Annotated in this window: 16 protein-coding genes; all 16 read left to right on the top strand. The window is 54.4% G+C overall.

Annotated features, from left to right (window positions below):
- The first annotated feature begins 212 nt into the window (after positions 1-212).
- The 16 genes from tssL to NNO02_RS12630 are packed head-to-tail and all read left to right on the top strand — an operon-like array spanning position 213 to position 18,362.
- Positions 213-911 carry a type VI secretion system protein TssL, short form gene (gene tssL, locus NNO02_RS12555; protein WP_271454922.1) on the top strand — a complete coding sequence of 233 codons (699 nt, stop codon included), beginning with the start codon at positions 213-215 and terminating at the stop codon, positions 909-911.
- A gap of 27 nt (positions 912-938) precedes the next feature.
- Positions 939-3,323: a type VI secretion system Vgr family protein gene (locus NNO02_RS12560; protein ID WP_271454923.1), complete on the top strand. Its 2,385-nt coding sequence runs from the start codon at positions 939-941 to the stop codon at positions 3,321-3,323.
- A 9-nt stretch (positions 3,324-3,332) separates the two neighbouring features.
- Entirely contained in the window at positions 3,333-4,091 is a 759-nt protein-coding gene (locus NNO02_RS12565) for a DUF4123 domain-containing protein (protein ID WP_271454924.1), read from the top strand.
- Between the two features lie 13 nt (positions 4,092-4,104).
- On the top strand, positions 4,105-4,611 hold the full coding sequence (locus tag NNO02_RS12570) for a DUF3304 domain-containing protein (RefSeq protein ID WP_442867905.1): 507 nt from the start codon (positions 4,105-4,107) through the stop codon (positions 4,609-4,611).
- 52 nt (positions 4,612-4,663) lie between these two features.
- A complete protein-coding gene (locus NNO02_RS12575; RefSeq protein ID WP_271454926.1) occupies positions 4,664-5,170 on the top strand; it encodes a DUF3304 domain-containing protein in 507 nt (168 codons plus the stop codon).
- On the top strand, positions 5,155-7,452 hold the full coding sequence (locus tag NNO02_RS12580) for a T6SS phospholipase effector Tle1-like catalytic domain-containing protein (protein WP_271454927.1): 2,298 nt from the start codon (positions 5,155-5,157) through the stop codon (positions 7,450-7,452). The genes NNO02_RS12575 and NNO02_RS12580 overlap by 16 nt, the downstream gene beginning before the upstream one ends.
- A gap of 2 nt (positions 7,453-7,454) precedes the next feature.
- Positions 7,455-7,712 (top strand): PAAR domain-containing protein, encoded by a 258-nt coding sequence (locus NNO02_RS12585; protein WP_271454945.1) that lies wholly within the window; start codon positions 7,455-7,457, stop codon positions 7,710-7,712.
- A complete protein-coding gene (locus NNO02_RS12590) occupies positions 7,709-8,854 on the top strand; it encodes a hypothetical protein (protein WP_271454928.1) in 1,146 nt (381 codons plus the stop codon). Before NNO02_RS12585 ends, NNO02_RS12590 begins: the two co-directional genes overlap by 4 nt.
- The gene (locus NNO02_RS12595; RefSeq protein ID WP_271454929.1) at positions 8,835-12,188 is read left to right on the top strand and encodes an ImcF-related family protein; all 3,354 of its coding nucleotides are present in this window, start codon (positions 8,835-8,837) and stop codon (positions 12,186-12,188) included. The genes NNO02_RS12590 and NNO02_RS12595 overlap by 20 nt, the downstream gene beginning before the upstream one ends.
- Positions 12,185-12,700 (top strand): type VI secretion system lipoprotein TssJ, encoded by a 516-nt coding sequence (gene tssJ, locus NNO02_RS12600; RefSeq protein ID WP_271454930.1) that lies wholly within the window; start codon positions 12,185-12,187, stop codon positions 12,698-12,700. Before NNO02_RS12595 ends, tssJ begins: the two co-directional genes overlap by 4 nt.
- 37 nt (positions 12,701-12,737) lie before the next feature.
- A complete protein-coding gene (locus NNO02_RS12605) occupies positions 12,738-13,340 on the top strand; it encodes a CDP-alcohol phosphatidyltransferase family protein (RefSeq protein WP_271454931.1) in 603 nt (200 codons plus the stop codon).
- Entirely contained in the window at positions 13,333-14,262 is a 930-nt protein-coding gene (locus NNO02_RS12610; protein WP_271454932.1) for a phosphatidate cytidylyltransferase, read from the top strand. Before NNO02_RS12605 ends, NNO02_RS12610 begins: the two co-directional genes overlap by 8 nt.
- A gap of 9 nt (positions 14,263-14,271) precedes the next feature.
- Positions 14,272-14,904, top strand: coding sequence for a lysophospholipid acyltransferase family protein (locus tag NNO02_RS12615; RefSeq protein ID WP_271454933.1), 633 nt, complete (start codon positions 14,272-14,274; stop codon positions 14,902-14,904).
- On the top strand, positions 14,901-16,664 hold the full coding sequence (locus tag NNO02_RS12620) for a bifunctional alpha/beta hydrolase/class I SAM-dependent methyltransferase (protein WP_271454934.1): 1,764 nt from the start codon (positions 14,901-14,903) through the stop codon (positions 16,662-16,664). The genes NNO02_RS12615 and NNO02_RS12620 overlap by 4 nt, the downstream gene beginning before the upstream one ends.
- Positions 16,657-17,979 (top strand): phosphatase PAP2/dual specificity phosphatase family protein, encoded by a 1,323-nt coding sequence (locus NNO02_RS12625; RefSeq protein ID WP_271454935.1) that lies wholly within the window; start codon positions 16,657-16,659, stop codon positions 17,977-17,979. The genes NNO02_RS12620 and NNO02_RS12625 overlap by 8 nt, the downstream gene beginning before the upstream one ends.
- Complete coding sequence (locus tag NNO02_RS12630; RefSeq protein WP_271454936.1) at positions 17,961-18,362, top strand: hypothetical protein; 402 nt, start codon at positions 17,961-17,963, stop codon at positions 18,360-18,362. Before NNO02_RS12625 ends, NNO02_RS12630 begins: the two co-directional genes overlap by 19 nt.
- Positions 18,363-18,365 lie beyond the last annotated feature (3 nt).

Raw genomic sequence — 18,365 nt, forward strand, 5'->3', positions numbered from 1 at the left:
ATTGTGAATACATCTGGATTGTGAATAGAAAATAAATTATTGAATAGTGTTTTGATATTTTCAGATTTTTTCCAAGCTTTGCATATGGCAAGGCCTGAGAGGGTTAGATACTATTTTTGTTACATTCCGTAATACATGTTTCATTGCCCGTCTGATGGCGCACCAATACCATCATTGACAATAAGCCTTATTCTGACAATGGATATAACTACGTGGATTCAACTATTCCCGGAACGGATACCCAAGCAAAATCAGTAACATCTTCCTTTATCGATACTATATTTCAGGATACATGGCTTCTCGTACTGGCTATTAGAAATATTCCCGGCGTCGTGGTTGATAAAGCTCTTTATCAACATTGCCTGAAAATGATTGAGGATGTGCAAAAAAGACTCCGTAATGCCGGTGCGTCTGATTATACCTGCGATGAGTTCAAATTTGCGCATTGCGTCTTTCTGGACGAGGCCATTATGAACCAAAAAGATGTGGATACATCATATTGGTGGCATGCGTCTCCTTTGCAGTCACGATTATTGATGGATCTGCGAGGGGGCGAAAGGTTCTATGTACACCTTAATAAGTTGCTTCGTGAGGTCGAACCTTCAGAAGCTATTCTGACCTGCTATCACCGGATGCTGACGCTGGGCTATCAGGGGAAATACCAGCTTGATGGTGGCGAGGCAAACGAAGAACGGCAATCGCTGCTGAAACAGCTGAATGAACTGTTACCCGCAGCCAAAGGCAAAATCAACACGCCGATCTTTATTCGTAACCGTCGCCCGGACATTTGGTTCTGGCGGCGTTCACCGCGGGTAATGTGCTTTCTGGGATTGCTGCTGATTGTCGCCGTATCCTGCGCAATGAGCACCCATCTGCACTATATGCTCGCTCAGTGGTTCACACTGAGCTGATAACAACTGACCAGGGAGAAGCAGGTCATGAGCGAAAATACGTTTACCCTTCAGGGGAGCAAGATTCCGGTCTACAACCACTACCAGCTGAAAGTGCCGGAGTTGCAAAAACAACGCCCGGATATTCAACTTTCCGTGCTGCGTTTCAGCGGTGAAGAAGCCCTGAATACCCCGTGGCGCTACTCGATTGAGCTGACCAGTGCGACTCCTGACATTCCCGCCGATGTGCTGATCAACACCACGGCACAACTTCTGTTTTACCCGGACGGTAAGCCCTGGGAGGCCGTCAGTCCTCGCGTCATGCGCGGTGTCATCACGTCTTTCCAGCAGTGCGAGCGCTCTGCCGATACCACGCGTTATGTGGTGGTGCTCGAAGCCAGCCTGGCATTGCTGCGCAACAGCCTGACCTACGCGGTGTACCAGAATAAAAGCGTCATTGGGGCTGTCGAAGATATCCTGAAGCGCTGGGAGTTCTCCAGCCTCGACTACCGTTATCAGTTGAACACGCAGTACCCGGTGCGGGATTTCTTTATCTCCTATGCCGAGAGTGACCTGGCATTTATTCAGCGTCATCTGGCCCGTGTTGGCGTGTTCTACTACTTTGCATGGGATGATGAAAATCACCGTGATGTTCTGGTGCTGGGTGATTCCGGGTACGCCTTCACGGATGGCCCCCAAATTGCCTTCCGTCATCCTTCAGGCCTGTTTGATGGTGGTCTGGAATCGCTGTGGGATGTGACGGTCAACCGCCATTCGGTTGCCGGGCAGACGCGGGTGAACGATGAATATTACCGCGAAGCCCAGAGTGATATGCAGGTGCAGCTGGAAACCGATCTGGATAAACCTGCGCTTACCGGCGAAGAATACCGCTACGGCGAGAATTACCAGGAGCAGGGCAGACAGGCCGCAGAGCTGCCGGAACAGGGCCGCTGGTTCGTTAAGCGCCGCCGTGAACGTCTGGTCACAGAACAGGTTGTCTTTGACGGGAAATCTAACGGCATGGATATCCGGCCAGGGATGATTATCCATCCGCAGGGTAAGAGCTGGGAGGATGCACCGAACGGGTTGTTAGTGGTATCAACCTCATCCCTGCGAGTTTCCCGCGATACCGCCTACATCATCAGCTTTACTGCCGTTCCCAATCGTCAGCACCTCTCGTATCGTCCTCCTTTGCTGGCCCGGCCACACATCGCCGGTACGCTGCTCGCCAGGGTGACAAGCCCGGTTGAAAATGCGCAATATGCCGAGCTGGATGAAACCGGGCGTTACCGGGTGCGATTCCAGTTTGACCTCAATACTACCTGGCAGTCGGGTTTTGAAAGCCTCCCAGTGCGCCTGGCAAAACCTTACGCCGGTAACGTTTATGGCTGGCATTTCCCGCTGATTGCCGGAACAGAGGTGATGATTGCCTTCACCAACGGCGATCCTGACAGACCGTACATCCTCTGTGCCATGCATGATTCCCGGCATGAAGATCACGTCAATCTCTATAACTATCAGCGCAATGTTTTAAGAACTCCGGCGAACAACAAACTGAGATTTGAGGATCGGCGCGGGGCTGAACACGTAAAAATTTCGACGGAATATGGCGGCAAAAGCCAGCTGACGCTCGGCCATATAGTTGACAGTTCGCGTAACAAACGCGGCGAAGGTTTTGAGTTGCGCACTGACAGCACTGGCACACTCCGGGCGGGTAAAGGGCTTTTTTTGACCGCAGATGCGCAGGCGACGGCTACTGGTCAGGTGCTGGATATGTCTCCGGCAATCAGCCTGGTGAAAGGAGCCATCAGCCAAATGGCCGATTGGCACACTATCACGCAGTCACATCACAACCTTCAGCCAGATGCCACGCACCTGAAGGCCTATCTTGCTGCCGTCGATCAACTGAAGTCTCCGGCCATGCTGCTGAGCGCCCCGCAGGGGATTGGTGTAGTCAGCCCGGAATCTGTTCTGGTAAATAGCGGCCAGACGCTGCACCTGCAAAGCCAGGGTGAAGCCAATATTGCCAGCGGTGAGCGAATTTCCCTGAACGCCAGCCAGGCAATTTCACTGCTGGCGCAGCAGGAAGGGATGCGCATGGTGTCCGGGAAAGGGCCGCTGACCATCGAATCTCACGGCGACCTGATGGGCTTAACGGCCCTGAAAGATGTCACCGTTCAGTCTACTCAGGGTGAACTTCATTTCGCGGCGAAGAATGGGATTGTGCTGGGCTGTGGTGGCGGGTCGATTCGTATCACTCCGCAGGGCGCGATTGAAATCCATACCCCAGGAAAACTGAGCCTGAAAGGCCAGCACGTCTGGGATGCGCCTGCCAGCGTTGAAACACAGCTGCCGGAACTGCCGAAGTCGGTGTGTAAGGACTGCCTGAAGAAAGCACAGGAAGCCGCTGCCGCCTTTGCGGCGCGTGGATAAGGACAGGTCATGACAACGACACCGCCGGTAACGCTCAAAAAGCACATGCTCTGGATGCAACAGGCTGAATCCCTCTGTTCCGCAGCCGGGCAGGATTATATCGATGTTCTGGTAGACCAGGCCGGAACTGACCAGCCGCTACAAAATGCCCTGCGTCAGTTATCGCCAGAGGCACTCTGGTTTGAGCTGTTCGAGGGAACCCCGGAAGGGGGAACGCTGGAGTATTCCCCGGTCGTCATGCGTCTGCATTTTGCTGTGACGAGTCACCGGATGTGGCTGGAACAGCTGCTGGAATACTTCTCGGGTACTCCGCGCCTGACGCTGCTGATCTCCCCTCTGGCCTTTGATTTGCTGTGCCGCCACTTGCAGGCCTTGTCGCAGGTGCAGTGGGAGGAACAAACCGGCCTGCTGCGGTTTTACGATAACCGCGTATTCCCGTCGTTGCTTGCCCACGTCCTCACCCCTGAACAGCAGGCCGCGTTTACGGATATCGCGCTGTTCTGGGGCTGGAGAGACAGAGACGGCGAGATCGTCTGGAAGTCAGGCAGTTTCTTACCGACGCGCACGCTGGCCGATGACCCGGAACTGAACCGGGTTGATGATGCTCAGGTTGGCCTGATGGGGTGCATCGGTGATGCCGAAACGCTGATGAAAGAAAAAAGCGTCAGCAATATCAGCCGGGAAAGCCATTTTGCAGACTGTCTGGATATTGCCTTCAACGCTAACGAAGCAGGGTATTTCGGTGCATTGCAGGATTTTGAGGGATAACGCGATGAGGATGATCCGCAGTGTTTTCCTGATCAACAGCATGTTGCTGACCGCGCTACTGAGTGCGGGATGTTCACAGACAGCAAATTCGCCATCGAGCGCGGCGAACATTAGTGGCATCAACCACGTTGCTGGTCAGAGTGTTAACTCATTTACGGTCAACGGCTACGGCGGTTCGCTCACTGGTAACAGTTGCTGCATCATGCTTCCCGATAAATGGGTTGCTGGGTTAAAAGCCAATATTAAATGGGAAGTAGACCCTAAGACTGCGCCGCCATTTCCCGGCTATAAAGACCGCGAGAAATTTAAAGCATGGGAACAGGCTCTGGAAGATAGTTTTCAGCAAAATGAAACGATTGTTGATATTCCAAAATACGATCATGCGTGTGGCCTGACGGTTCACTTCCTGCCTTGTAATCAGGTCAAAGTGACGACCTCTTGCTACGGCTATGGTGCGCCTGAATATCCGGTGAAGGAGCCGCTCAATATGAAGGAGCCTGCGTCGTGTCCAGTGAATTAAACCTACTTCTGCGTTTGTCAGGACAACAAATTGATAAGGAAGGATATCCGGGATGAAAGTAAATCGCATGCTGAAAATGTGTTTCGCTTTACTGATGGTTTTGGTTGCAGGATGCGCTAAGGCGACTGATACGGCACCCAGTGCGGCCAACATTAGTGGCATTAACCACGTTGCGGGGCAGACCGTGAACTCATTTACCGTAAATGGTTACGGTGGAACGCTGACTGGCAACTCGTGTTGCATCATGCTACCTGACGAATGGAAACCTGGATTGAAAACCCGTATCGAGTGGGAAGTTGATCCGGATTCAAATGTCATTTTACCTCCGTTAGGCACTGATGAATTTCGTAAAGCATATGTGCTTCATAAATCTAAATATCAACATCACAGTACTACCGTAGATATTCCAAAATATGATCAAGCATGTGGGCTGACGGTTCACTTCTTGCCTTGCAATCAGGTCAAAGTGACCACCTCTTGCTATGGCTATGGTACGCCTGAATATCCAGTGAAGGAGCCACTTAATATGAAGGAGCCTGCGTCATGTCCAGTGAAATGAGTCTGGCTTTACCGTGCTGGGCACCGCCAGAATTTCCTGATGGTGGACGCTTAACGCTGACGGAAGCCCAGGTAAATGCCAATTACAAAAAGCAGATGAAAGAGGCCGATGACTTTAAAGCACAGTTGAGTGCCCAGGTCGGCGTAAAACTCGGCTTTACCTGTAGCCAGAGCCTGCACATCAGCCTGTTTTTCGATGGCACGGGCAACAATGAGCACAACGATACAAGCGCCTCGCCTTCTCATCCTACGAACATCGCCAAGCTGTTTCATGCCACTTACGCGAAAACAGCTGAAGCCGATGGCTATTTTGCCTATTACATTCCGGGAGTAGGTACGCCGTTCCCAGATATTGGAGAGATGGATTACAGCACCGATGGCCTGGCTTTTGCTGCGGGGGGGGAAGATCGTATCAACTGGGGGTTATTGCAGCTGGCCGATGCGCTGACCTTTGCCATTACAAAGCAGCACATACCTGCACCGACGATGAAAGCCAGCCTGGCGGGGATGCGAGAACCTTTACCCTTCACGGGAGAAGTGAACCGCCGTCTGGCGATGAATAAGTTTTTGCAGCCGCTGGAAGAGCAGATCCCCACTCATCAGCCACACCTGATTAACGTCAAATTGTTCATCTACGGGTTCTCCCGTGGTGCTGCGGAAGCCCGTGCTTTTGTCAGCTGGCTAACGCAGTTACCCGATCCCAAAACGAAACTCGCTTACGACAAACTGACGCTCGCCGGACTGCCGGTGAGTATCGAGTTTTTGGGGCTTCTCGATACGGTTCCGTCAGTGGGTGCGGCGCACATCCTGCCTGGGGCCGCAGGTCATATGGGCTGGGCTGATAATACTCAACAGCTGCCTGATGACGGCAAATTCCCTGGCCTGATCAAATGCTGTCGCCATTTTGTTTCCGCGCATGAACAGCGCCTGTGTTTCCCGCTGGACTCGATTCGGCGGCCTGATGGCAGTTACCCACCAAACACTCAGGAAGTCATCTATCCGGGAATGCACTCGGATGTTGGCGGGGGGTATCCTCCGCGCGATCAAGGCAAATCCTGTGGTGGTACAGGTGAAGTGCTATCTCAAATTGTTCTTCACGATATGTATGCGGTGGCGTTTGAGGCCGGTGCGCCATTAGCGGTTCTACCTAAATGTATCTCTGCGCTTATAAAAGACATTTCACCGTCGCGAACTATGTCTCCTGAATCACAAGGAGAGTTCGACTTTAGTAAAACACTGCTCAACCGCTTCAACATCTGGCGACAAACCCTTCTGAATACAACGTTGCAGGGCAATAACGCTGATATCGAAAGCCAGGAAGGGTATCGTGCCTATCAGCTGTCGCAAACCCTTGAGAGTGCCGTCACCGAGCAGATTGGCTGGATTACCGCCTGGCGTATTGGCCGCTATGCTCACGGCAGTCTCACCGCACAATATTTCTATAAGAACGCCCCGCAGCTGGATGAAGCCGGACTCGAACGAGAGGCAGAGTCGCACGATGAAAAAATGCGGCTCATCAAAGCTGGCCGGGCCAAGGTGCTGAAGGAACGCAAAACGCCGGATGTGAATAATCAGGGCATTCCAGACCTCGATCCGACCACTGCACAGTATCAGCTGCGTGAAGCCGCCCGTGAGTTCCAGAGTGACTACAAGGAGTGGGGGCGCGACATTAACGGCAGCTTCCTTGATAAAACCAAACAGGTCGTTCTTGATGTGATCCCCAAGCATGCTGTTTTTCTGATTAATGGCGATGATGAAGCCGCTGAATATGAGGAAATGAAGGCTGACGGCAACCGGTTATACCCGCAGCTGTTCACCGATAAGCTGGGAACCGGCATCCGCACCCAACCTCGCGCCGAATTACTGGCCCTTTACGACGAGCAGATCCACGACTCCCGCGCCTGGTTTATGCAAAGTTCGCTGGGTGGCCGCGAACCCTGGGGCGGCTATTTCCGCTATCGCATGATCTACTGCGGCAACAAGGCCAATAAGAAACTGCAACTGATCTCTGTAGAAGGCAAAGTCGTCGGCGCACAGCCGACCTCTAACCGGGTTGTCTATCTGGTTGAGCCAAAGTCAGCGTACAAAGGTGAAGTCCATAAGGTTACGGATCTGGCGACAGGTTCAACACAGACCCTGACTGCCAGTGCGCAGTCGGCATCAGGGTATGAACCTGGCAGTGTCGCATCACAGACCCGCTCAGACACCATTAATGAGCAACACCAGGCCATGATGAGTTCCTCCATCGATATGCTTAAAGCGTCGGGGGTGAAAGTCCTGTGAGCCTGAAAAAGTTGATTCGCGTGGGAGATACCCTGAAGGAATATGGCGGCGAGGTGCTGAGCGGCAGCTATGAAGCCTTCGGGAAACCGGTGGCCTGCGTGGGGGATAAAGCCCGTTGCAATAAGCACGGCATGACCACTATTGCTCAGGGCGCACCAGGCAGCACGATTAACGGCAAGGCCGTCTCGCTCGACGGCCATAAATGCGCCTGCGGCTGTACGCTGGTCAGTTCACTCAGCACGATGGATGTTCACGGATGATCTTCCCGCCGCGTTACCCGGAGTATGCCGAACTTCATCCCGCTCGCTGGCGGCGATGGTGGATTGCGCTGCCGGTGATTTTGTTCCTGGCCGCGATGGCAACGATGCTGCTTTGGCCGGAAGGCAAACCCACCCGAACGCTCTCCTTTTGGTTCTGGAGCGTGGTGTGTCCGTTGATCGTCTGGCTGGTCGCCGTGGCGCTGCGCTGGCTGGTCTGGCTTCAGTCTGTTTCGAATCGTGAGACGCATCGGGAGGAAATTGCGTCCTCTGTCCGGGCCTGGTGGCGACACCGTTCGCGTAGGTTGCCAGTGGAAGCCGTGATGCTGATTACACCTGTGGGTGATAAAGAAGCGGATCATCAGGCATTGTTGTCGCCACCGTTTCCTGTCGTTCCGGTCACCGTAGATGATCCGCAGGGCAATGTGCTTCTGCATTGCCCGAAGGTGCTGGGGCTGGGAGGCCGGGAAAGTCGGGCGATGTTGCTGGCCCGCTATCTGGCCCGTCTGGTGCTGACCCGTTTGCGCGAAACCAATGAAGCCCGACCGGTGCAGGTGTTTTGCTGGCTGGGTGATGAACAGAGCCTGAGCGCGTTCAGCCTGGTGCTGGAATCCGATGGCATTCTCCTGCCGGAAGATGTGCTCCAGCTGCAAAGCGCTGCCGAACTGGACAGGGTGATTGATGCCATGCCAGACGATGAACAGGCACTGCTGCTGTGTGCGGGGTTTGGTGAGGCAAAACCCTCGCCAGAGTATACCGCTTCGGAGGCCGGGTTTGCCTGGCTATGTGGACACCAGGCGCAAGCCCTGATGACGCGCAGCGAAATACTCCAGCCTGACGCGGGGGAAACCGCCGCGCAGCTGACGGAGCAGCTTAGCCGATATGCAGGTCTGCGCGGTGTACCTGAAGGCATGCTGGCCGCCGATTCATCCTCGATGGATACCCTTTTGCCGTCCGGCTGGTCAGGCCTGGATTATGTCCTGATGCCGTGGCTCGGTAATGCTGGGCCGGTTACGCCTTTTGTCTTGCAGTCTCTGGCTGTGCTCTCTGCCCTTCAGGGGCAGTCCTGTGGCTGGACTGCGACATTGATGGAATCTCAATTTATTACAGGAGTTTGCGTTCCCCGTGGAAACCTCCCGCACTGAACCCCGTCACTCATTATTCTGGCTGGTCACTGGCTACGTCATCACCATTACCCTGCTGGTCCTGCTTGGGGCGTTGCTCTATTACTTTGCGGGAAGCAGCTTTGACCTGCCGGAACTGTTGCCAGGGCAGATTGCTTTCCGGGCCGCGATGGCCTGGCTGGTTCTCATCTGGTTCTGTGCGCCGTTCATTCTGTGCTGGAAAGCGCTGGTTAAGCTCAAAGCGCGGGAAGCAACAGGCGTTACCGGGAATAAAAAACAGCGGCCACCTGAAAATCAGCTTGTGAAAGACATTACTACCCAGCTGCGATTCCAGTACGGCAGACGCTGGCGCAGCAAGGTGCGCATTATGCTGGTTGTCGGTGAAGAAAACGAGGTGGAACAGGCTATTCCGGGGCTGACGACGCAGCACTGGCTGGAAGGGCATGGCGCGTTGTTGCTGTGGCACGGAAGCCCGACAGATGAACCGGATGCAGCAGAATTAAAAGCGCTTCGCAAAATTCGTCGCCGTCTGGCCGATGCGTTTATCTGGATTGTTAATGAACAGACCGTTCTGTCTCATGACACCCTGGATACCGTGGCCCGTCAGATGCAAAAGCAGTACCACCTGTTAGGCTGGGAAGTTCCACTGTGGCTGTGGGAAATCCACTCACCGGATTGGGAACAGCCTGGGCTTCCGTTGCAGGGAACCGGCTTCCTGTCAGCGCCGGGTGATGAAGCCAATGATTTTCGTCATTCCCTGACCCAGCTTGAAACTGCACTGGTACAGCAGGGCATGCAGCAGACCCTCAATGACCGAAACCATGCCTTCCTGTTGCAACTGGCACACAGCCTGCGTGATGGCGGTACAGAACGCCTGACGCACACACTTTCACAGCTGGCAGAAGGCGCACGTTCTCTGCCGCTCGGCGGGATGGTCTTCAGCCCGGCCATCACTTCAGGAGCGGCCTCCTTAAGACATGCCTGGCAACCGGGTAAAGCCTGGCTGGATTTACTCGCGCAGCGCTGGCGAAAACCGGTAGCAACCGGCGTGTCGTGGCGCAAATCCTTACTGCTGGCCTGTACCTGCCTGCTGGCGTTCTGGCTGGCGGCAACCGTCTTTTCCTGGGTGGCGAACCTGCGTCTGATGCAGGCCGATCGGCAGCTTGCGCAGAATGCCACGGATACACGCCAGCCAATGCCGAAACGACTGATGGCGCTTTATCAGCTGCAACATGAAATTGAACGCTTGCAACACCGCCAGCTTTACGGTGCGCCGTGGTATATGCGCATGGGCCTCAGTCGTAACAATGACGTGCTTGAAGCCCTCTGGCCGTACTGGCAGCAGGCGGCGATGCCGTTACTGCGGGATGCATCAGCGCAGCATCTGTCCTCGCTGATGAATATCTGGCGCAATCTGCCGCCTGACGACCCGCAGCGAGCCTCGCAGTCGAAAGCGATGTATGACCAGCTCAGGGCGTACCTGATGCTTTCCCGCCCGGATAAAGCCGATCCGGCCTTCTTCAGTTCGACGGTGATGCAGTTCTGGCCGCAGCGCGAGGGTGCCCAGGATGGGACATGGCGTGCGGTTGGTAACAGTATGCTGGCGTTTATGATGCAGAACCTTCCGGCACATCTGGACTGGCGAATCATGCCGGATATGCGTCTGGTCGGCGGCATGCGCTCAGCCCTGCTTCGCCAGATAGGGGCCAGCAATGCAGAGTCCACGCGCTATCAGAAGATGATTGAGCAGGTATCCCGTGATTACGCGGATATGACGCTGAGTGCAATGGTCAATGGCACGGACAGCAGCCAGCTGTTCAGTACCGAAGTAACCGTACCCGGCGTATTTACGCGCAAGGCCTGGGAAGAAGAAATTCAGCCTGCCATCGCGAAGCTGGCAAAATCACGCCGGGAAGAAATTGACTGGGTGCTCAGCGATGCCCAGCATTCCGGCGATGCCACCGGCACGGTTTCCCCTGACATGCTGAAAGCCCGGCTGACGGCGCGGTACTTCTCTGATTATTCCGGGGCGTGGCTTAAATTCCTCAACAGCCTGCAGTGGCATCAGGCCGGAAGCCTGTCGGAGTCGATTGAACAGCTGACCCTGCTGGCCGATGTGCGGCAGTCGCCGCTGATTGCGCTGATAAACACCCTGAACGTGCAGGGCCGGGCCGGGCAAACCGGGGGCGATCTGACTGACTCGCTGGTGAGTTCAGCGAAAAACCTGATCCACAGCGACAAGGCGAATGCGGCCATTCAGCAGGCCGGGAATGAGGCGCACGGCCCACTTGATGCAACCTTTGGCCCGTTACTGTCGCTGACGGGCGGCAATGCTTCACAGAACAGCCTGAGCCTGCAAACCTTCCTGACCCGCATCACCCGTGTTCGCCTGCGCCTTCAGCAGGTGACGAACGCGCCCGATCCGCAGGCGATGATGCAGTCGCTGGCGCTGACCGTGTTTCAGGGTAAGGCGGTCGATCTCACCGACACCCGCGACTACGGCAGTCTGATTGCCGCGAGTCTTGGTCAGGAGTGGAGCGGTTTCGGCCAGACTGTTTTTGTTCAGCCGATGATCCAGGCCTGGGAACAGGTGCTTTCCCCGACCTCAGCGAGCCTCAACAGCCAGTGGCAAAGCGATATCGTGACCCCGTGGAACGCGTCGTTCGCAGACCGTTATCCGTTTACCGACCGTCAGAGTGAGGCTTCACTGCCCGAACTGGCGCAGTTTATGCGCTCTGACACCGGGCGTATTACGCAGTTTATCCAGACCCGCCTGGGTGGCCTGCTGCGACTTGAGGGTGATAAGTGGGTGCCGGATGCGATGAACAGTCAGGGGCTGACCTTTAACCCGGCGTTTCTCGATGCGCTAAACCGCCTGACCCGCGTGGCAAATGTGGCCTTTGCACATGGCGACGTGGAGCTGCATTTTCAGCTGATGGCAAAACCTTCCCGTGATGTGGTGGAGTCTGATCTGACGCTGGACAGACAGAAACTCCAGTATTTCAACCAGGAAGAAAGCTGGCAAACCCTGACCTGGCCGGACAATCGCTGGCAACCGCAGACCACGCTCACCTGGCGCACGGTGAAAACCGGCGCGCGCCTCTATTCGGATGAGCTGGGTAGCTGGGGCTTTATTCGTCTGCTGGACAAAGCGTTGGTAACGAGTCTGGGTGACAACCTGTACCGCGTGGCCTGGATAACGCCGGACGGCGCGGCACTGAACTACCAGCTACGTACTGAGCTGGGGAAAGGGCCGCTGTCACTGCTTGATTTGCGCGGGTTTGTGTTGCCCTCACAGATTTTCTCATCCGGTGGTCCTGCCGCTGCGGGAACCCGTACTGGAGGTGAACAATGAACATCCGGCCATCCCGTATTTTGTGGTTATGCCTGCCATTGTTACTGCTGAGCAGCTGTGGCCTGTACCAGAAAACGAAGCAGGGTACAGAGAGCGTGGCGAAAGCGATTTTTTATCGCCAGGTGGAGACGCTGCACCTCACCTTTGCCGCCCGAAGTGCCATAAACGCGGATGACGCGCAGCAGGCGATGCCGCTGCGTATCCGCGTTCTGCAACTCAGTGATCGCAAGACTTTTGATAACACCGAATATACCGACCTGCTGACACAACCGGATGTGGTGCTGAAAGATTCACTCGTTGCTCAACGCCAGATAAGTGTTTATCCCGGTCAGACGTTGAATCTTGATATTCCGATGGATGAGAAGGCGCAATTTGTTGCTGTCGTCGGGCTGTTCCGCAAGCCGGACAGAACCCGTGGCACCTGGAAGCAGGTGTTGAGCCGCGACTCATTTGACCCGGATGAGCCGCGCGTCATTGAAGTAAGGGATAACACCCTGTTTTACGACCATTGAGATAGAAATCCGTCAAACACAAGGCAGGAGCCATAACGTGACGCTGTATGACATCAAACCTAAGTTTCAGAATTTACTTCGACCCACCGTCGTCAGGCTGCATGCCATAGGTGCGACGGCAAACCAGGTAACACTATTGGCAATGCTGGCCTCGGTTCTGCTCGGCAGCGTACTGATGAGTTTCCCGAAACCGCTGTTTTTTATCTCATTGCCGATCTTCTTATTTTTCCGTATGGCGCTGAATGCTATCGACGGAATGTTAGCGCGGGAATTTAACCAGCAGTCCAGGCTTGGGGCCATTCTCAATGAGGTAGGCGACATTATCGCTGATGCTGCACTCTATCTCGCGTTTGCTTTTTTGACCGGAGTTACTCCGTGGTTGGTTGTGCTGGTGGTACTGCTGTCGTGGCTGACAGAGTTTTGCGGCATCACTGCCCAGACCCTGACGGGCAGCCGAAATTATCGTGGCCCGATGGGTAAAAGTGACCGTGCCTTTGTTCTGGGGGCTTTGGGTCTGTTTATCGCGCTTTGGCCGCAGTACATCATCGTCGCCAATATTGTCTTTGGTATCTCGGCTGTGCTGCTGGCCCGGACCTCAATCAACCGCTGTCGCAGTGCGCTGGAGGTCACCAATGCCTGATTCCTTGCACACGTTGTATTACTGCCTTGGTGGGATCTTCAGCGTTTTAGTACTGGCGACCGCCATCATATTCGTCTTAAAAAAGTGCCGCCCACAGCGTGACTGGCTGGAACTCCAGCAGCGGATCAACAGCTGGTGGGTCATCGTTGGCTTATTTTCGCTGGCGATGCTTTCGCCCAAAGGGCTGGCACTCACCTTCTTCGGATTTCTCAGCTTCCTGTCACTGAAGGAATATCTGACGCTGGCCCCGACACGCCGTTCTGACAGAGTGCCGTTGCTGTGGATGTATGCCGCGATCCCGCTGCAATATATCTGGGTGGGGATGTCGTGGTACGGCATGTTCATTATATTCATCCCGATTTACATTTTCTTATTCCTGCCTGCTCGCATGGTGCTCGTTGGCGATACTAAAGGGTTCTTACACTCTGCATCCGTCATGCACTGGGGCATGATGACAACGGTCTTTGCTTTAAGCCACGTCGCGTTCCTGATGATGTTGCCAGGCGTGGATATCAAAGCGGGCGCACTGCTGGTTATATTCCTGGTCGCGACCACTGAGCTTAACGATATTGCGCAATATCTGTGGGGAAAATCATTGGGCAAAATCAAGGTCACGCCGAAGGTTAGCCCGAATAAAACGCTGGCCGGATTGCTGGGCGGCGTGCTGACCACCACGCTGCTGGCGGCCATTTTCGGCCCGCTGCTGACACCGATGAACGGGATCCACTCGCTGGGTGCCGGGGTAATTATCGGCCTGAGCGGGTTCTGCGGCGATGTGGTGATGTCGGCCATCAAGCGTGATTTTGGTGTGAAAGACTCCGGTAAATTGCTCCCGGGGCACGGTGGCATCCTTGACCGTCTGGATTCGCTGATTTACACCGCGCCGCTGTTCTTCCACTTCTATCACTACTTCTATGTATAAGGGGCGCAGATGAACCGTTTTCTGCGCTGGATCTTTACGTTGTGTATTGCGTACCCCGTGGTCTGGATATGGCTGGGCGTTCGCGTGTCAGGCCGCAAAAAGCTGCCTGTGGAAGGCCCGGCGATTATCGTGGCGAACCACAACAGCCATCTGGATGTGCTGACGCTGTTCACGCTGTTTCCACTTTCAACGCTGGTGAACGTGCAGCCCGTGGCGGCGGCAGATTATTTCCTGCGAAACAAAGTGATTGGCTGGTTTGCACTGAAGGTCATCGGCATCATTCCTGTTTATCGTGGAACCCATCAGGCCAATCCGCTGCAGGCTTGCGTCGATGCACTGGCAGCAAAGAAAATTGTGATTATTTTCCCTGAAGGCACGCGCGGCGAGCCGGGGAAATTCGCAGAGATCAAATCCGGCATCTGGCATTTAAGCCAGCAGTGCCCTGAGGTGCCGATTATACCCGTCTACATGCATGGCCTGGATCGTTCGATGGGCAAAGGGCAGAAAATCCCCGTGCCATTTTTTATCGACATCTTCATCGACGAACCGCTGTTTTACGACGCGGATAAAGCCACTTTTAAACTATCGTTATTCACTCGTTTCGTCACATTACAACAGCAGGCGACAAGGAAAATTACATGAGTCAGGACGCGCGTATATTTCAGGAAAATACATTTGCAACCAGCGATGGTGAGTCGCTTTATTTTCGCCACTGGCCTGCAACGGAAGGCAACGGTAAGAAAGTGATCGTGCTGTTTCACCGCGGGCATGAACATTCCGGGCGTCTGCAGCACATTGTCGATGAGCTAGATATGCCCGATACGCATTTTTACGCCTGGGATGCTCGCGGTCACGGTCAATCGCCGGGCGATCGTGGTTACAGCCCGAGCCTGGCTCGCTCTGTTCTGGACGTGGATGAGTTTGTTCGTTTTGTGGCGAAGGACGCGCAGGTCAGCCTTGAGGATATCGTAGTGATTGCGCAGAGCGTGGGGGCGGTACTGGTCTCTACCTGGGCTCACGACTATGCGCCGAAAATTCGGGGGATGGTGCTGGCTTCTCCGGCCTTTAAGGTCAAACTGTATGTGCCGTTCGCCCGAACGGGCCTTGGGTTGATGCAGCGGATCCGTGGCCTGTTCTACGTCAACTCCTACGTGAAAGGGAAATTCCTTACCCACGATCCGGAGCGTGTTGCCAGTTTTGAGCAGGATAAACTCATCACGCGGGCAATCGCGGTGAACATTCTTCTCGATCTCTACAAAACGGCTGAGCGCATTGTGTCCGACTCTGCCGCTATTACATTGCCAACTCAATTGCTTATCTCTGGCGATGATTTTGTGGTGCACGCAAAACCACAAAAACAGTTCTACGCCGGTCTGCGCAGCACTATCAAAGAGCAGCATATTTTGCCCGGTTTCTATCACGATACGCTGGGTGAAAAAGACAGGGCTATGGCCTTCGATAAAATGAAAACCTTTATCGACAAACTGTATGCGGCAAAACCTTACACCTTCGATTACAGCCATGAAGACCAGTGGAGCCCGAGCGCCGACGCGTACCGCGAACTGCAGGCACCGCCAAAAGCACGCTCGCTGGAGGGGATGTTCTATTCCTCAATGAGCTATGGCATGAAAACAATCGGCAGACTGTCAAAAGGGATGCGTCTGGGCTACGAGACGGGCTTTGATTCCGGTAGTACGCTGGATTATGTGTACCGTAACTACCCGGAAGGCACAGGTATTCTGGGGCGCATGATTGACCGACACTACCTGAGCAGTATTGGCTGGCAGGGGATCCGGGTACGAAAAGTCAATATTCAGCAGGTCATAGAGCAGGCTGTCGCCCGGCTGAAAGAGAGTGGTATGCCAGTTCATGTGGTGGATATCGCCGCCGGACACGGGCGCTATGTGCTCGACGCGCTGGAAAAACATCAGGATATCGAAAGCATCCTGCTGCGTGATTACAGCGACCTGAATGTCGAAAAGGGCCAGGCCATGATTGAAGAACGCGGGTTAAGTCACGTTGCTCAGTTCAAAAAGGGCAATGCCTTTGACTATGACTCTCTCGCTACGCTCGATCCCGCTCCCACTTTGGGGATTGTTTCCGGGCTGTATGAACTCTTCCCGGATAACGCCTTAATCAAAGATTCGCTTGCCGGGCTGGCGGCGGCAATACCAACTGGCGGCGTACTGGTCTACACCGGACAACCGTGGCACCCGCAGTTGAAAACCATTGCTTATACCTTAACCAGCCATCAGAACGGCATTCCGTGGATGATGCGAGTGCGTACCCAAAAAGAGATGGACACGCTGGTGGAGCTGGCGGGTTTCGAGAAATGCCACCAGGTGATTGATGAGTTTGGTATTTTCACCGTCTCGCTGGCCGTGAGAAAGCAGCATGGCTGAGTCCACGCTCATGCAGAACAAGGTCAGCCTCTGGAAACAGGGGCAGTGCTGGCTGGTGCTGTTGGGACCGCTGTTTTTCCTCAGCTATGGGCAGGTGAATCAGTTCACCGCCACACGTCATGATGTGGGAAGCATGGTCCTTGGATGGGAACATGCTATCCCGTTTATGCCCTGGACCATCGTGCCCTACTGGAGCATTGACCTGCTGTATGGCATTTCGCTGTTTATATGTACTACAAAGCAGGAGCTGACCCGCCACGGCTGTCGGCTGTTCGCCGCATCGCTGATTGCCTGTGTCGGTTTTCTCCTTTTCCCGCTGAAATTCACCTTCATTCGCCCGGAAACGCAGGGGATGTTTGGCTGGCTTTTTCAACAGCTCGAACAGTTTGACTTGCCTTATAACCAGGCTCCGTCGCTGCATATCATCCTGACATGGCTGCTGTGGCTGCGTTTTCGCCAGCATCTGGGGAAGGGCGCAAGGCTGCTTTCCGGTGCGTGGTTTTTGCTGATAGCGGTATCTGTGCTTACCACCTGGCAGCACCATTTCATCGATGTCGTTAGCGGGTTTGTGGTCGGCGTGGTGGTTAGCTATGCCATTCCGGTTGAAGGCCACTGGCGGTGGAAGCGCCCATCAGCGCACGGCGCACGGCTCGCAGCGAAATATGGTGCTGTTGGAATAGTGTTTTTATTGGTGGGATTGTGGATCCCCCACGGCTTCATTTTGCTGTGGTTTGCAGAGGCATTATTGATGGTGGCGGCGGGCTATGCCGGGCTCGGGGTGTCGGTGTTTCAGAAAAATAATCACGGCGATTTATCCCTTTCTGCCCGCTGGCTGTTGTTCCCTTATTTAGCTGGAGCATGGCTTTCAAAAAAATGGTTTTCCCGACGGATATCTCTGAGCAACGTTGTTTATGATGGCGTGGCATTGGGTCGCTTTCCGGATAGAACCATGGTGCAGGCCGCCGTTTTCGATCTGACGGCTGAATTTCATAGGGGCCGCCGCAAAGCAGATCACTGGGAAGCTTACCCGTTGATGGATTTGGTGGTGCCGGACGTACGGGATATCCGCCAGTCCGTGATGAGGCTCAGTCAGCTGCAGCAAGGACATGAAAGTGTGCTTGTGTGCTGCGCTTTAGGTTTATCCCGTAGTGCAACAGTTGTAGCGGCATGGCTGTTGAGTGAAGGCCATGCCGAATCTGTATCGCAGGCTGTAGCGTTAATCAAATCCCAGCGCCCTCAGGTTGTGCTTACGCCCGCCCATCTTCAGTTTCTGGAAACGTTCAGCAAGGAGCTGCAATGTCAGATATCACTATGACCAACAAAATCATGCACATTCATCTGTCGAGCTGGCGCTACTTTGCTGCGCTGACGCTGCCACCTTTGGTGCTGATCTTTAACCTGTTGTTTTCACTCGATTGCGTGTTGCTGATGGGACTCTTTTTGCTGACCCATTATTACTGTTGGCGTATATGGCTGGATGAACGGCTTTTTCAGCTCATTGAGAGTGAAAGCGATCTCGCTGAATTTGATAACGGGATGGCGAATTTGTGGGCCAAAAAGACGGGTAACACTCGTACGCTGGCTGAACGTTGGCGTGGGGCGAGAAACCTTTTTTACCGGGCCATGTTCTCGCTAATGGCGCTGTGGGTCGCCTCACTGTGCACAGTCCTTTACCAGTCTTTTACGTTGGTGGATTAACCA

The organism is Citrobacter sp. Awk 2 (assembly GCF_028069815.1).
Lineage (GTDB): Bacteria > Pseudomonadota > Gammaproteobacteria > Enterobacterales > Enterobacteriaceae > Citrobacter.

What these genes read in the sequence shown, in the direction of transcription:
- NNO02_RS12630 (WP_271454936.1), top strand. Translation starts at nt 17,961, where the DNA reads ATGTCAGATATCACTATGACCAACAAAATCATGCACATTCATCTGTCG.
- NNO02_RS12580 (WP_271454927.1), top strand. Translation starts at nt 5,155, where the DNA reads ATGTCCAGTGAAATGAGTCTGGCTTTACCGTGCTGGGCACCGCCAGAA.
- NNO02_RS12575 (WP_271454926.1), top strand. Translation starts at nt 4,664, where the DNA reads ATGAAAGTAAATCGCATGCTGAAAATGTGTTTCGCTTTACTGATGGTT.
- NNO02_RS12610 (WP_271454932.1), top strand. Translation starts at nt 13,333, where the DNA reads ATGCCTGATTCCTTGCACACGTTGTATTACTGCCTTGGTGGGATCTTC.
- NNO02_RS12560 (WP_271454923.1), top strand. Translation starts at nt 939, where the DNA reads ATGAGCGAAAATACGTTTACCCTTCAGGGGAGCAAGATTCCGGTCTAC.
- NNO02_RS12620 (WP_271454934.1), top strand. Translation starts at nt 14,901, where the DNA reads ATGAGTCAGGACGCGCGTATATTTCAGGAAAATACATTTGCAACCAGC.
- NNO02_RS12565 (WP_271454924.1), top strand. Translation starts at nt 3,333, where the DNA reads ATGACAACGACACCGCCGGTAACGCTCAAAAAGCACATGCTCTGGATG.
- tssJ (WP_271454930.1), top strand. Translation starts at nt 12,185, where the DNA reads ATGAACATCCGGCCATCCCGTATTTTGTGGTTATGCCTGCCATTGTTA.
- NNO02_RS12615 (WP_271454933.1), top strand. Translation starts at nt 14,272, where the DNA reads ATGAACCGTTTTCTGCGCTGGATCTTTACGTTGTGTATTGCGTACCCC.
- NNO02_RS12590 (WP_271454928.1), top strand. Translation starts at nt 7,709, where the DNA reads ATGATCTTCCCGCCGCGTTACCCGGAGTATGCCGAACTTCATCCCGCT.
- NNO02_RS12625 (WP_271454935.1), top strand. Translation starts at nt 16,657, where the DNA reads ATGGCTGAGTCCACGCTCATGCAGAACAAGGTCAGCCTCTGGAAACAG.